The organism is Edaphobacter sp. FHG110511_03 (genome assembly GCF_059115365.1).
In genome coordinates, this window is sequence record NZ_JBZYWL010000001.1 from 423,189 (window position 1) to 436,308 (window position 13,120).

11 protein-coding genes are annotated in these 13,120 nt (G+C 59.6%); 3 read left to right on the forward strand and 8 right to left on the reverse strand.

The window, feature by feature from the left end; all coding sequences use genetic code 11:
• Positions 1-8 precede the first annotated feature (8 nt).
• The 4 genes from AC5S26_RS01575 to hslV form a co-directional block, all read right to left on the reverse strand.
• A complete protein-coding gene (locus AC5S26_RS01575) occupies positions 9-524 on the reverse strand; it encodes a PEP-CTERM sorting domain-containing protein (protein ID WP_494183090.1) in 516 nt (171 codons plus the stop codon).
• A gap of 55 nt (positions 525-579) precedes the next feature.
• Positions 580-3,639, reverse strand: coding sequence for a lamin tail domain-containing protein (locus AC5S26_RS01580; RefSeq protein WP_494183091.1), 3,060 nt, complete (start codon positions 3,637-3,639; stop codon positions 580-582).
• 202 nt (positions 3,640-3,841) lie between these two features.
• Positions 3,842-5,434 carry an ATP-dependent protease ATPase subunit HslU gene (gene hslU, locus AC5S26_RS01585; RefSeq protein ID WP_494183092.1) on the reverse strand — a complete coding sequence of 531 codons (1,593 nt, stop codon included), beginning with the start codon at positions 5,432-5,434 and terminating at the stop codon, positions 3,842-3,844.
• Between the two features lie 85 nt (positions 5,435-5,519).
• Positions 5,520-6,155 carry an ATP-dependent protease subunit HslV gene (gene hslV, locus AC5S26_RS01590; RefSeq protein WP_494183093.1) on the reverse strand — a complete coding sequence of 212 codons (636 nt, stop codon included), beginning with the start codon at positions 6,153-6,155 and terminating at the stop codon, positions 5,520-5,522.
• A gap of 135 nt (positions 6,156-6,290) precedes the next feature.
• On the opposite strand from hslV, the gene AC5S26_RS01595 reads away from it, so the two are divergent.
• Positions 6,291-6,761: a DUF3592 domain-containing protein gene (locus AC5S26_RS01595; RefSeq protein ID WP_494183094.1), complete on the forward strand. Its 471-nt coding sequence runs from the start codon at positions 6,291-6,293 to the stop codon at positions 6,759-6,761.
• 43 nt (positions 6,762-6,804) lie between these two features.
• A complete protein-coding gene (locus AC5S26_RS01600; protein ID WP_494183095.1) occupies positions 6,805-7,737 on the forward strand; it encodes a cation diffusion facilitator family transporter in 933 nt (310 codons plus the stop codon).
• A 65-nt stretch (positions 7,738-7,802) separates the two neighbouring features.
• Here the strand turns inward: AC5S26_RS01600 and AC5S26_RS01605 are convergent, their stop codons facing one another.
• From AC5S26_RS01605 to AC5S26_RS01620, 4 genes are all read right to left on the reverse strand, one after another.
• Positions 7,803-8,960, reverse strand: a complete 1,158-nt coding sequence (locus tag AC5S26_RS01605; protein ID WP_494183096.1) for an acyltransferase family protein — start codon at positions 8,958-8,960, stop codon at positions 7,803-7,805.
• Positions 8,961-9,292: 332 nt separating this feature from the next.
• Positions 9,293-10,288, reverse strand: coding sequence for a transaldolase (locus tag AC5S26_RS01610; protein ID WP_494183097.1), 996 nt, complete (start codon positions 10,286-10,288; stop codon positions 9,293-9,295).
• Positions 10,289-10,404: 116 nt separating this feature from the next.
• A complete protein-coding gene (locus tag AC5S26_RS01615; RefSeq protein ID WP_494183098.1) occupies positions 10,405-11,235 on the reverse strand; it encodes a fumarylacetoacetate hydrolase family protein in 831 nt (276 codons plus the stop codon).
• Between the two features lie 22 nt (positions 11,236-11,257).
• A complete protein-coding gene (locus tag AC5S26_RS01620) occupies positions 11,258-12,436 on the reverse strand; it encodes a fibronectin type III domain-containing protein (protein ID WP_494183099.1) in 1,179 nt (392 codons plus the stop codon).
• A gap of 68 nt (positions 12,437-12,504) precedes the next feature.
• Between AC5S26_RS01620 and AC5S26_RS01625 the strand changes: the two genes are divergently transcribed.
• On the forward strand, positions 12,505-13,005 hold the full coding sequence (locus tag AC5S26_RS01625) for a GNAT family N-acetyltransferase (RefSeq protein ID WP_494183100.1): 501 nt from the start codon (positions 12,505-12,507) through the stop codon (positions 13,003-13,005).
• Positions 13,006-13,120 lie beyond the last annotated feature (115 nt).

Below are 13,120 nucleotides of genomic sequence, written 5' to 3' on the forward strand. Positions count from 1 at the left end.
GGATGTCTTCAGGCTGCGTGTTCGAATGAAATTTTTCGGCCACGCGTGTAGACCGCCGCGCCCAGGATGCCGAGTCCGGTCGCAAGCAGAAGCCAGGTGCCGGGCTCCGGAACTGCGCTCGCCGCCGGTTGGGCATCGATCTGGAAAGAGATATCGGCGAGGTCGTCAAAATCATTCGGAGTGAGTCCGCCAAAGATCGTGTAAGTCCCGTTATAGAGGCCAGGAGCCAGCCCCGCGGGAAGATCGACCGTAAACAGGATTCCGTCCGCGACAGCGCCTGCCGCGATGCTGGCAGGAAAATTCACGAACAGCAGATCGTCGATCACCAGCGGGCTGTCGATGTTGAAGCTGCTCCCGTTCAAAAACAGCTCCACACTGTTGTCGGAGTTATCGAGCTCAGCAGGGAAGTCGACCGTGGTCCCAATGGTGCCGGGAATGACGATCGGGTCAGCCGACGCGCGGGAAGTAGCCGAAAACAGAACTGCCAGTGCAAGTGTGGACAGGGATAGATACTTCTTGATCATTGTGTTTCTTCTCCGAAAGGAATGGGGAAAATGTGGCTTGGACTCTTTGATGGTTTTAGGGCAGCGTAGCGCGAAGGTTTCCGCCGAAACTGCCTCCGGTATAGGTTCCCGTGAACTTCTCCACGGTAGCCGTGCCCGGCGCACCTGCAGAAGATGGGAAGTTGATTGTCGCCACAGCCGAAGCCCCGGGCTGCAAATCACCGAGCGCCGACGGTACCGGCGATCCTGGTGCATTCCCCAGTATCGCACCCGTCAGCTGCACGTTCTGTGCGGTGGAGGTGCCGGTATTCTTCACCGTCACCATCGCCTGATAGCCTCCCGGGACCGCCGTGAGCATTGCCGTAGTGATGAGTTTCACGGTTCCCTGTGCCGTCGGAATGGAGAAGTACGCCACCGCCGGGTCGTGATCGCTGATGCGCGTCGGGCTGCTGGCATCATTCAGGTTCGTCAGAGGGAAGTCCGAGTCGATGTGGGCATAAACCAGCCGGGTGTTGGTAGGCACAAGGTCCTGGGTCACGAGGACGTGATCGAGAACCTGCGCGCTTCCATCCTCTACGTAACTCTGGCGCTGGTCCGCCGGAAGCAGGGTCACCAGGTCCACCAATGGAGGATTCGCCAGCCCGGATACGGGAGGAGTCACCACCTGGGTTGCCGGAACAGGATTGCCCTTGGTCACGCCGATCGTATCGACAAAGCCGTCCGAGAACTCGAAGGAGTTGTAGTCACCCACCGTCACCACGTGCTCCCCTGCGGTCTGGTAGCCCTGGATCAGCTTGGCCAGGAACTCTGCCTGCGCCTCCCGCTTCAGCCGAACTGTCGCACCGGTGCTGGTGGGATCATCGACATTGATCAGCGAGCGCTGATGCACTGAGATCACCGTCACCGGATAATCCGAAGCTCCGGTGCGTTTGATACCCGCGTGCAGCACAAGCGGCGTGCGGTCGTTCAGGATGGCCTGATTGCCCACCGAGTTGGTGAAGGTTGTCGTCAGCCCAATCTGCTCGGCGCTGACAGTATTGACCCGCGTGCTCTTCACCAGGAAGCCCGTGTTGATCGCCGTGCCATCGTTGGCGAGAAAGAGATCCGCAACATATTCCGGGCTCGGCTGACCTGCCGCGACCGCATCGCTGTTCACCTTGTCGGCCAGATCGGTCAACACGGCAAGATTCTCGATCTCCTGGGTCCCGATGATGTCCGGCGAGTTCAGCACGGTCCGGATTGCCAGCGAAGCCTTCGTCAGCCTGCGTTGATAGGCCTCTGGCGTGACGACCACGGCGCTGCTGCCGGGGTTATCGGCATCGGCCTTGTCGTTGTAGAAGCGTTCCATGTTGAAGCTGGCAATGGTGAATTCATTGGCCGCCTCTGCAGGAATCGGCTCCACGGTCAGTCCACCGGTCACCGTCGGACGCGTCGCAGCATCCAGCAGAAGCTCGGGCGATCCGAAGGAGAAGTCCATAACCCCGGCTAAACCAGTCAAAGTGGTTTTGCTGGTTACATCGATCGCCGGTCCACCAAGGACAAGGCTGTCGATATAGAGAAGCTCAGGATTCGAGTCCCATAGGGGAACTCCTGGGGGAACCGGGCCAAAGACGGTGTCCGTCACCGAAACGCCGGGCTCGCGGAAGGGGCGCGGAACCCCTGTCACCACGCCGTAGAAGCGTCCATTTGAGGTGTTCTTCTCGGCTGCCTCGTTGAGCGTAGCGCCGGTTCCGCTGGTCGTCGTCAGGGAGCCGATCGCAACCCGCATTCCCTCATACCGGGTGAACTGGTAGATTCCGCCCGAGGGCGAATCCATCGCCGCCGTAATCGTCACCGGCGCGGGTAGAGGCCGGTTGGTCGCGAGCAGAGTGGTCTGCGGGTCGTCGATCTCGGTTCCGGGCGTAAGCACGGCGGGTGGATAGGTCGCGACCGTTCCCGTTACCTGGACCTCGTTGCCGATGGCGATATACGAGGGCTTGGCCGTCGAGCCGGTGTAGACCAGGACGCCCTGGGGCGTCGATGGGTTGGCAGATGCGTCCGGTGCCTCTATGTAGAAGCCGTTCGACTTTACTCCGATAACGATGCCGCTCGTCGTCACCTTCTGGGTGTTGTACGGCGAGGGCTTGGCCGCCTGGATCGCCTGGATCGAGACCGTAGGCGGCGGCGTTGCCACGGTGAGCGCGATGTTCACGTGTGCGCTGCGAAGCTGCGAGTCGCTTACAGTTACCGGCAGCGTAAAGGTTCCGGTCGTCGAGACCGGCGCGCTGTAGGAGTAGATATTGTCTCCCGCTGCGAGGTCCCCATTGCTTCCATCATCGAAGAATGGCTGCGCTGCCGAGCCGCCAATGGAGCTCAGGTCGGCAACGACTGCGATCCCGGTGCTCGCCGGCTGTGTCGCGGGTGTCACCGCAGCGGTCAGCAAGGTCGAGCTGCCAGAGAACACCGTAGAAGGAGTGGCCTGTGCGGTCGCAGCCAGAGGCGTAGGCGCGCCACAGACGAACGGCGAAGAAGCCGAGTTATGCGGAGCCGGGTCAAGTGCGGAGAACTCCGTACCACTGTTATTGGTGATTGTGCATACGTTCGTCCGAACGTCCGCCTTCGTCGTACTCGGAGCAGGAGCGGGAGTGCCGAGCGCGCAGTTCGTTCCGCTGCCATACGCTACAAAGTCCACCAGCGTGGAATCCGAGAGGCTGCACGCCGTAGCCAGCCGAGTGGTCGAGCTCACCAGCGCGACCTTTCCGGCCGAGGCGCCAAAGGCGATATTGGTGTCCGGAGCGTCCGGCGTCGCCGGGAGGGCAGCGCCATTCGCACCCGCCGACGCTGCCACCAGATAGTACTGGCCTGGAGCCAGCGTGATCGTCGCCGGGAGAATTGTCACCGTCGAGATAGAGGCCCCACCCGCGCTCGCATATTGAATGCTGTAGTTGTTCAGTGTGAGCGTGTTGCCGGTCGGATTGAAGAGCTCGACATAATCGGCGTTCAGCACCGCGCCGTTATTTCCACCCGCAGCGTAGACCTGCGAGATGATCGCATGAGTATTGTTCTGGGCATACCCGGCGCCACAGAACATTGCCAGTACGACGAGGAGAAACACGGAGACCGCAGGGCTTCGACGCGCAGCAATTCTGGTGAGCATGCGAATGATCTTAGCGGAAGATCTAAAGTCTCATCTTAATGGGATGTCAATTCTGTATTCATGCAAACTATTGCATCTCAACCACTTGCGAGTTTTAGATTCAGATTTCCCAAGGCTCCAGCTTCTCGCGGAGCTCTTTTCTGCTCCCTTAAGCGCAAAAAGCCCCGGAGGAGTTCCGGGGCTTTTTGCCGATTGTGTGAAATTACAGGATGTAGCGTGAGAGATCCTGGTCTTTGACGATGGAGGCGACCTGTTGCCGTACGTACTCAGGATCGACCACGATAACCTTCTCAGTCACTCCCGCAGTCTCTCGTTCGATCACGGGCAGTGGAGGAGCCGGGGCTCCTCCATCGGCAGGAGTCGAAGCGGCGATCTGCGCCACGACACCCTCTTCCGTGGCCTGGGTTCGGGGGGATTTCATCAGGTCCGGAGCCTGGAAGCTGATCTCGTCGAGGACGCGCTCAAGGATGGTGTGAAGGCGGCGCGCGCCGATGTTTTCGGTGGTCTCGTTGACGCGAAAGGCGAAATGCGCCATCTCCGCGATCGCTTCCTTGGTGAACTCGAGTTTGAGGCCTTCGGTTTCGAGGAGCGCAACCGCCTGTTTGACCAGTGAGCTCTTGGGCTCGGTGAGGATGCGGACGAAGTCTTCGACGGTGAGCGAGTGGAGCTCGACGCGGATGGGGAAGCGGCCCTGGAGCTCGGGGATGAGGTCGCTGGGCTTGGAGACGTGAAAGGCTCCGGCAGCAATGAAGAGGATGTGATCGGTGGAGACCATGCCGTACTTGGTGTTGACGGTGGTGCCTTCGACAATGGGGAGGATGTCGCGCTGCACGCCCTCGCGGGAGACGTCGGGGCCGTGGCCACCTTCGCGCCCGGCGATCTTGTCGATCTCGTCGAGGAAGACCATGCCGGAGTCTTCGACGCGCTCGACGGCAAGGCGGGTGACTTGATCCATATCGATCAGCCGGCCCTCTTCTTCCTGCACTAGATACTCGAAGGCTTCGGCGACCTTCATCTTGCGTTTCTTGGTGCGCTGGCCGAAGAGACCGGGGATCATATCCTTGAGATTGATGTCCATCTCTTCGGTACCCTGGTTGGTGATGATCTCGAAGCTGGGCTGGTTGCGGTCGCGCACATCCATCTCGACGATACGTTCGTCGAGTTTGCCCTCGCGGAACTGCTGACGGAGTTTCTCACGGGTGCGCTGCTCGCGTTCGCCAGGCTTGTCCTCGGCAGCGATATGCGGGACGGCGTCTTCCGCCATGGAAGCAGGAAGTTGAATGACATTCGAACCTGGTTCCTGTGTTGCGGCAACGGCGGTTACAGCGGCAGGCGCAGGGGGCAGAAGCAGGTCGAGCAGACGGTCTTCAGCGGCGAGCTCGGCCTTATCTTCTACCTCTTCGAGCTTCTCCTCGCGCACCATATCGATGGCGATTTCGACCAGGTCCCGGACGATGGATTCTACGTCGCGACCGACATAGCCGACCTCGGTGAACTTCGAGGCTTCCACCTTGAGGAAGGGCGAGTTGGTCAGCTTGGCGAGGCGGCGCGCAATCTCCGTCTTGCCCACACCGGTGGGGCCGATCATGATGATGTTCTTCGGCATGATCTCGTCGGCGAGCTCGGGCGTGAGCTTCTGGCGGCGCATGCGGTTGCGCAGGGCGATGGCGACGGCGCGCTTGGCCGCCTTCTGCCCGACGACGTACTTGTCCAGCTCGGTGACGATCTCGCGCGGAGTCATCTCGTCGAGTGCGAGGGACTGATCTTCTGCGGTTCCGGGTAGAAAGATTGCCATAACGAATTCCTTATCTTTGTACGATGCTTCTAAAACAGTTGTTCCCGCAGACTACTTTCTCGCCGCCCGGTCAGTTTATTCCGGCTTACGAGGTTCCCTTCAGTTCTTCGATCAAGACTTTGTCATTGGTATAGATGCAGATGTCGCCGGCGATCTTCATGGACTTCTCCGCGATCTCACGCGCTGAAAGCTGGGTGTTGTCGAGCAGGGCGCGTCCGGCGGCAAGCGCGAAGCTGCCTCCGCTACCGATGGCGCAGATGCCTTCATCCGGGTCGATGACATCGCCGGTCCCGGAGAGCATGAGAGTCTGCTTGATGTCGGCGACGATGAGCAGGGCTTCGAGCTGGCGCAGCATCTTGTCGGTACGCCAGTCCTTCGCTAACTCCACAGCGGCTCGACTCAGGTTTCCCGCGTACTGCTCGAGTTTGGTCTCGAAGCGGGCAAAAAGCGAGAAGGCGTCCGCAGTCGAACCGGCAAATCCGGCCAGCACCTTGTCCTGGTAAAGCCTGCGAATCTTCTTGGCCGAGTGTTTCATCACCGTATTGCCGAGCGACACCTGTCCGTCGGCTGCCATCACCACCGCATCATCGCGTCGGACGCAGACCACGGTGGTCGAGCGGATGCGGCGTCCTTCCCCCAGATCAAGGGGATGGGCTATGGAGGAGACCTTCTGTGGAGTGGTGGAGACTCGAGGTGACGAAAAAACCGGATTTTTGCTCACATCTCAGTATATCGCCAGCCTGTGAGCCGCAGGGGAGGCGGCCCGGAATGGGCGGGCGTACGCTTTCCGTCACGGGTTCCGCAAACTCTTCATCCTGAATCGTCCTGACCTGGGCTATGCTTTGGCTAGACAGCCGTGTTCACGACCGTGCCAGAGTATCTGTCGGTTCCCCTGCGTTCTCCGCGCAACGCCATTGTCGCTGCGGTTGCGGTGGCTGCGGCCAGCGGCGTCGCCTGGTACCTGTTTCGGAGGCCTCATCCTTCGGCGGAGGAGATCGAGCGAGCCCGCCGGGAAGAGATTGCCACCAGCGGCCGCATCACCGACGGCAGCATCACCGATGCGCCATTCAGCCAGCAGGACACGTCCGCGCAGAAGATTATCGTCTACAACTACCGAATCGGCGGCGTAAGCTACGAAGCAGCGCAGGACGTGACCACGCTCGCCGACCTTGTCCAGGACGTTCGCACCGATCTTCCGATCCAGGTTCGCTACGAGCCGCATAACCCAGCCAATAGCATCGTCGTTGCCGAGAGTTGGAGCGGTCTGCGCCTGGGTTCCGCGCATCCACACCCGGATTCGAACGCCCCAGCCAACCATCGCGGCTGAGGTCCTGTAGATGCAAACGGCCTACGGAGGCTACACTTAAATCATGCACATGGTCGCCACCCCGAACCGGCGGATGCAGCGAGTCCTGAAGGCTTCGATGGGGCTGACCTTCGCCTACGTGCTGGCAACCTTCATCTTCGGCCTGCGAGCACATTCACTGGCCCTGATCTCCGAGGCTGGCCACAACCTCAGCGACTTGCTGGCGATTGTCCTCTCCTACGTCGCGGTGTACTTCCAGGGTCGCCCTGCCACCGATACGAAGACCTTCGGATACCAGAGAGCCGGCGTTCTGGCCGCATTCGTCAATGCCGCCACTCTTGTGGTTCTCTCGGTCTGGATCGCCATTACCGCAATCGAGCGATTGAATGCTCCGGTCGAGGTTCAGCCCAAGATAATGATGGAGGTCGCGGTTGCCGGCGTTCTCATGAACGGAACTGTCGCGGCGTTGCTGTGGAAGTTCTCGAACGATGTCAACATCCGCAGCGTCTTCCTGCATATGCTGGGCGACACGCTTTCGACGGCCGCGGTCATCGTCGGAGGCGCTTTCATCCTCTTTTCCGGCATGAGCTGGGTGGATCCGGCGCTCTCGCTGCTGATTGCCGCAATGATTCTCTGGAGCTCCATTGGCATCCTGCGCGAGACATTGAACATTCTTCTGGAAGGAACGCCGCGCAATATGCAGCTCGGCTCTGTTCGCGATGCGATGGAGACGGTTCCGGGCGTGCTTGACGTGCATGATCTGCATATATGGAGCCTCGGGGCTCAGTCGCATGCCCTGGCCAGCCATGTCCGGATCTCCGAGATGCCTGCCTCGGAGTGCTCGAGCATCCTCAAAGAGATCAACTCCCGGCTGCACGACCGTTTCCACATCACACACACGACGATCCAGTTTGAAACCTCAGGTTGCGAGACCACGCACGGTTGCAGCTCGCCCCCAGAGCCCGAAGCGGTGGGAGCGCACGGACACTCTCACTGAGTTCCTCCGCTTATATTCATGCCTTGAGCAGGCGTGAGGTTGTTTCAGGGGTGGGTCTGCCAGCGCTAGAGCGACTCCGCTACAACCGCCTTTGTCGGACGATGCAGAACGTATTTGCGCAGCGACATAATCGGCAGCTCGATCGTATAGCGGGTGATAAGGGTGACCACAATCGTTATGGCTAATACGACTGCGATGCGTAGGAAATAGCCCGCGAGATCGTTGGGCTGCAGCGGGCCGCGCACTTTGTCATAGGCGTCCCGAATGAACAGGTGCACCATGTACAGCGCGTAGCTGATCAAGCCGAAGAACGTCAGGACTCGCGAGCGCAGCAGGCCGAGCCATCGGCGACCGGTAAAGGCGACCGATATACCCACAAACCCTCCGCACAAGAGCGTGATTCCGGCCGCTTCTGTCGCGGCATGAAACGCGATACTCCTGCTGCTGGTGGGAATCCACAGGGAGAGCAAAAATAACGTTATGCCCGTTCCCAGGAGCCCGAGCAGGAATCCACGTTTCGCTGCCAACCCCTGACCGACGCTCTGGCAGCGCTCCAGCATGCAGGCCAGCAGAGCTCCCAGGGCAAGCCCGTCGCAGCGAAGGTAGGTGTGCCAGTAGTTATGGTGGCCGTAGATGGCGAACACGTACCGTAATACGATCACCACGCAGATGATCGCAAAAGCCCAGTGCCGAAGCGTGGCCAGCGAGCGGCGACGAACAACGGTCGGCCACAGGACATAGAACTGCTCTTCAATCGCCAGGGTCCAGAAAGGCCCGATCGCCTGCACGTGAAAGACGTTGGCGAAGTTTGCCACGAAGAGGGCGCACAACAGGATGAACCGCTGGGAACCTGGAATGAAGATAAGGATTCCTATAGCGACGAATGCATAGAGCGGAAAAATCCGAAGCGCACGCTTCCAGTAAAAATCCTTGTAGTAGTCGGGGCTCTTCCGGTCTCGAATCAGCAGAGACGTTATAAGGAAGCCGGACAGCACGAAAAAGACATCGACTCCCGAGTCCCAGTAGCTGGTGACCGAATATAAGCCACGGACAAAGCCGTTGGTCCATCCGGAGATATTAAATTCGGTGAAGCACATGTGATGGAAGAACACCATCAGGGCCGCAATGCCACGAATCCCATCGAGCTCCGGCAGGTGGCCCAGCCGCGGGAGAGGTCGATCCGTCGCGGTCTCCGGAAGTAGCTGCTCCGTGTCGTGGCTCAATCGGTTTGAACCATCCTGTCTCGCATTCTCTGTCCTTTTGAGTTGAGGGGAACGTGCATTCATGAAGCTGACGAGCAGGGATACAGGCAGCCCGCCTTAAAGTGTACCAACCCATGATCTTTCGAATGTAAACGTCCCTTATCCTCTGTTTGTACAGGAGTTGTGTTTCGAGCCCTGCAATCCTCTAAAGAAGAGGCATACGGCGGCTTATTTCAGCGCGATTGCTCCAGGTCTCTAAAAATCCTTCAGGGGCGAGCGAAGAGATTCTTTATAGAAACAGAAAGACCGCGTTGAGAACGCGGTCTTCTGTCGTAAGAAAGGTAAAGGATTTTCTACCGCGTAGCAGCAGGCTCGCTGATCTCTGCGACACGCTTCTCGAGCGTCTTCTCCAGCTCTTCAAGAGCCTTCGAGAAGCCTTCGATGCCTTCTTTCAGTTTGTCGCTGGCCATACGATCGGCAGCATGCATCTTGTCGAAGATCTCTTTGTCCATGGGGATCTTCTCGATCTTCATGTCCTTGGCCTTTGCCGGATCCAGCTTGCGCTCGAGCGTGCCCTGCGCGGCTTCGAGCTCGCCCAGCAGCTTGGGAGCGATGGTCAGAAGATCGCAGCCAGCCAATTCGATGATCTCGCCGGTGTTGCGGAAGCTTGCGCCCATGACCACGGTCTTGTAGCCAAAGTGTTTGTAGTAGTTGTAGATGGTGGTCACCGACTTTACGCCGGGATCGTCTGCGCCGGTGTAGTCCTTGCCGGTGTCCTTCTTGTACCAGTCCAGGATGCGTCCAACGAACGGCGAGATCAGGGTGACCTTGGCCTCAGCCGAGGCAACCGCCTGGTGGATTCCGAACAGAAGGGTCATGTTGCAGTGGATGCCCTCCTTCTCGAGGATCTCGGCGGCCTTGATGCCTTCCCATGTGGAAGCGAGCTTGATCAGAACGCGCTCACGGGAGATTCCGGCTTTCTCGTACTGCGCGATGATGTCGCGGGCGGTCGCGATGGACTTCTCCGTGTCGTAAGAGAGACGGGCATCGACCTCGGTCGAGACGCGACCGGGAACGATCTCGAGAATCTTGCGGCCGAAGGCCACGGCGAGCGACTTGAAGGCGAGTGCAGCAACTTCCTTATCAGAAGCGCTGGAGCCGGCATCCTTGCGCGCCTGCTGCAAAACGTCGTCCACGATGGGCTGGTATTCCGGCATGCCTGCGGCAGCCTGGATGAGCGATGGGTTCGTGGTCGAATCCGTCGGCTTGAACTGTTTGATGGCATTGATATCGCCGGTATCAGAGACCACGGTCGTCATGCTACGAAGCTGTTCGAGAATTGTCGCCATTTTGTGCGCTCCTTCGCTGCTTAGTTTGATTTTATCAAGGCCGGAGGCGTTGTGCGCAGTCTCCCAGGAGGGAAGGCCGCCTCTCCGGCGACTGCAGATTATTGCAAAAGCGGGGTTTACTCCGTTGTAACAATGTTTTGCAGCATTCCCAGCCCGGAGATCTCCACCTCAACCGTGTCCCCGGCCTGCATTGGACCCACCCCAGAGGGTGTTCCTGTAGGAATGAGATCGCCTGGTTCGAGCGTGGTGAACGCCGTGATGTATCGCAGAAGGAAGTCGATGGGGAAGATCAGGTCCGCCGTCGAACCGTGCTGCTTGGTCTCGCCGTTCAAACGCGTCGTTATGGTAACAGGGCTACCGTGCAATGGATCGATCTCGCCCGGTCCCTGGAGGACCACAAAGGGGCCCACCGGGCAGAAGGTGTCCCATCCCTTGCCTCGAGTCCATTGCCCATCAGATTTTTGAATATCGCGAGCGGTTACGTCGTTCACGATGGTGTAGCCGCGAATGTACTGGCTCACATCTTCGTCAGGACCGATGTTGCGGCAGCGGCGGTCAATGACAATGGCAAGCTCGCCTTCGAAGTCCACCCGTTTTGAGAGTGCCGGAATCTTGACCTGCTTGCCGAATGCAAGCAGCGAGGACGGCGGCTTTAGAAACAGCAAGGGTTCCTTGGGAACCTCGTTGCCGAGCTCGGCGGCGTGTTCACGATAGTTACGCCCCACGCACACGATCTTTGAAGGAGTCACCGGCGGCAGCAGCCGGAGTTCCTTCAGAGGCGCAGCCGTAAATGCCTCGGTTGATGTCTGCTCTACCGAGGCGAGGCGTGCGGCAAGATCTTCCTGCGGGGCCACCATTGGCCGCACCGCCCATAAGACACCGTCCTGCTCCTCAACAAACGCATATCCTGCGATTCCAGAAGGGGAGAGATATTTGCAGTACTTCATTGTCGTTGCCTTCCTTTTCTGCCTAGTGTGCCTTCACGGTTTCTGTCACCTCGCTCGACGGAGAACTTTCGTTTCCGCTGATATCGACTGCGGTGACACGGTAGGTATACGTGCTTCCCGGGGTTGCCTTCGCATCCGAAAAGGCCGGCCCCAGCACGGGCTGTGCGGTCAGGCGCTCGAAGCCGGAGGAGCCCTCGCGCCGATAGACGTTATATCCGGCAACGTCAGCCTCAGTATTGGCCTGCCACGACAGGTCGATGACCGCAGCGTTGCCTTCTGTGCCCGGAACGACAGCAAGGCCGGTAGGAGCGGCCGGAGCGAAGCGATCCGTCATCTCCACCGCGACAGGGGAGGAGACTTCTCCTCGCAACTCAAATTTGTTTCCGGAGAGTTCGACCGTTCGAATGCGCTGGGCCCGGTAGAGATAACGCTGGCCGCGAACTGCAGTGCGATCCAGGGTTCCGCCAGGATCCTTCGCAGGCATCTCGTCTCTTGCGGATCGCAATCGCACATCCACCGGTTGATCGTCAGGCAGGGCGACGGCGGACTTCTTCGAAGCCTTCGCTGCCGGAACCGAAAGCAGGGTTCGGTCAAGCTCGATCAGCGAGGGCGAATCCAGCCGCTGCCATTCGATCATCGCTCCGTTGCGCGTCGCCGCGACCCGCAATCCTTCGACTGGTGGAGGCGCCTCACCTGCAGGGACCAGCGCCGCGCGAGAGATCCCCGCCGAGCGTCCCTGCGGGTTCAGAATGCGGATACGATATCCCAGCAGAGCCACAGGATCTGCGGCCAATCCTGGGGGAAGGGGCTCTTTGGCTTCGGTCACACCAGGCTTCACAACAAGGTGAGTAACGACCTCACAGCCGGGCGCATTCTGGGCCGCCGGTGCGCGGCTCCCTTTTGGCGCTGCCTTCGCCGGCTCCGTCTTCGGATGAGGGTCGCGGCAGATCTCGGCCGTCATCGGCGAGGGCACGTTGAAGCCATCCGTCGTGTGAGCAGGCGAGGTCCAGTGCAGATGGACTTCGCCGCCGACGCGCTCTGCCGTCAGGTCCGTGACCACCTCGGGCAGGTGGAGCGAAGGCGGCCTTGGAGGTCCGGGACTTGCGCACGAAGCCAGCAACAAAGCGAACACAGAGGCCGCCCATGCGGCGAAGAGGCGCTTTCTGCGGCCCATGGAAAGAGGGTGAGGCGGGACGTGCATCGGTCTCCAGCCTAGCATTTTCAAAGCAGGCGAGACGATTGCCCGGCAGGCGAATGTAAATTGGCAGCATGTCCCTCGTATTGCGTGAGGCTGTCTTTGAAGACGCAACAGCAATCGCTGCCATCTACCGTTCCTATGTCTTGTCCAGCGCCGCCACCATGGAGCTTGAGCCTCCCGATAAAGCGGAGATGCGCCGCCGCATGGCCGATGTACGCCAGCGCGGCCTTCCCTTTCTGGTTGCCGAAGAGGCGGGCGAGGTCGTTGGATATGGTTACGCCACCCCTTTCCGCCCTCGTCCCGGATACCGCTTCACCGTGGAAGACACCATTTACCTTCGCGCGGACTGCGCGGGACGAGGATTCGGCAGACGCCTGTTACAGGCGGTAATGGAGGCCTGTCGCCGGGCGGAGTACAAGCAGATGATTGCGGTCATCGGCGGCGACAACCCTTCTTCGATTGCCCTGCATCGCGCTCTTGGCTTCTCGCTGGTCGGGGTGCTGCGGGAGACGGGATGGAAGTTCGACCGACCTCAGGACATCACCCTGATGCAGCGCGAGCTTTCTTCATGAAGTAGCCAATCATGAAGATTGGCCCGTTTTTCACTATCTGACCAATAACTTTTGCGTAGTCATCAACTTTGCGCGAGAATGCCTCCTAGTCTGTTTGCGGAAAGGATGTGAGGCA

Coding starts and splice junctions, on each gene's coding strand:
- AC5S26_RS01615 (WP_494183098.1), bottom strand. CDS start 11,235: ATGAAGTACTGCAAATATCTCTCCCCTTCTGGAATCGCAGGATATGCG.
- AC5S26_RS01575 (WP_494183090.1), bottom strand. CDS start 524: ATGATCAAGAAGTATCTATCCCTGTCCACACTTGCACTGGCAGTTCTG.
- AC5S26_RS01625 (WP_494183100.1), top strand. CDS start 12,505: ATGTCCCTCGTATTGCGTGAGGCTGTCTTTGAAGACGCAACAGCAATC.
- AC5S26_RS01600 (WP_494183095.1), top strand. CDS start 6,805: ATGCACATGGTCGCCACCCCGAACCGGCGGATGCAGCGAGTCCTGAAG.
- AC5S26_RS01610 (WP_494183097.1), bottom strand. CDS start 10,288: ATGGCGACAATTCTCGAACAGCTTCGTAGCATGACGACCGTGGTCTCT.
- AC5S26_RS01620 (WP_494183099.1), bottom strand. CDS start 12,436: ATGCACGTCCCGCCTCACCCTCTTTCCATGGGCCGCAGAAAGCGCCTC.
- hslU (WP_494183092.1), bottom strand. CDS start 5,434: ATGGCAATCTTTCTACCCGGAACCGCAGAAGATCAGTCCCTCGCACTC.
- AC5S26_RS01580 (WP_494183091.1), bottom strand. CDS start 3,639: ATGCTCACCAGAATTGCTGCGCGTCGAAGCCCTGCGGTCTCCGTGTTT.